The sequence below is a fragment of the Pseudomonas putida genome (assembly GCF_002906855.1).
Classification (GTDB): Bacteria; Pseudomonadota; Gammaproteobacteria; order Pseudomonadales; family Pseudomonadaceae; genus Aquipseudomonas; species Aquipseudomonas putida_N.
This window is the reverse complement of the sequence record NZ_MINI01000040.1, coordinates 1-582: the sequence shown is the minus strand read 5'-3', so window position 1 is coordinate 582 and position 582 is coordinate 1. Positions and strand designations below refer to the sequence as shown.

At 66.8% G+C, this 582-nt stretch carries 1 protein-coding gene and 1 pseudogene; both read right to left on the bottom strand.

The window, feature by feature from the left end:
- Positions 1 to 61: pseudogene (locus tag BGP85_RS22115) on the bottom strand (muconolactone Delta-isomerase); the annotation flags it as partial.
- 18 nt (positions 62 to 79) lie between these two features.
- Positions 80 to 582: enolase C-terminal domain-like protein (locus BGP85_RS22110; protein WP_308451986.1), on the bottom strand; the 503-nt coding region annotated here is incomplete at its 5' end.

Below are 582 nucleotides of genomic sequence, written 5' to 3'. Positions count from 1 at the left end.
CGGCCTTGGCCGGGTCCATGTCGACCGGCAGTTTCACGGTCATCTTCACGTGGAACAGCATGCTGTCTTCTCCTAGGTGTTAGCGGCGGGCGAAGCGCGCCAGGCGGGTTTCGTCGAGGGTCAGGCCCAAGCCCGGGGTGCGCGGCACGTGCAGCTGGAAGTCGTGGTACTGCGGCGGCTCGTTGACGATCTCTTCGGTCAGCAGCAGCGGGCCGAACAGTTCGGTGCCCCAAGTCAGCTGGCGCAGGGTGAGGAAGGCATGGGCCGAGGCCAAAGTGCCGATCGAGCCTTCGAGCATGGTCCCGCCGTACAGGGCGATACCAGCCGCTTCGGCGATCTGCGCGGTGCGCAGCACGGCGCGTGGGCCGCCGTTCTTGGCGATCTTCAGGGCGAAGATGCTGGCCGCGCCATTGGCGGCCAGGCTGAAGGCGTCCTCGACGCTCTCGATGGATTCGTCGGCCATGATCGGTGCCGGACTGCGCTGGTTCAGGCGCACCTGGCCACCGCGGTTGATGCGCGAGATCGGCTGCTCGATCAGGTCGATGCCGTTGTCGCCGAGCACCTGGCAGGCGCGAATGGCTT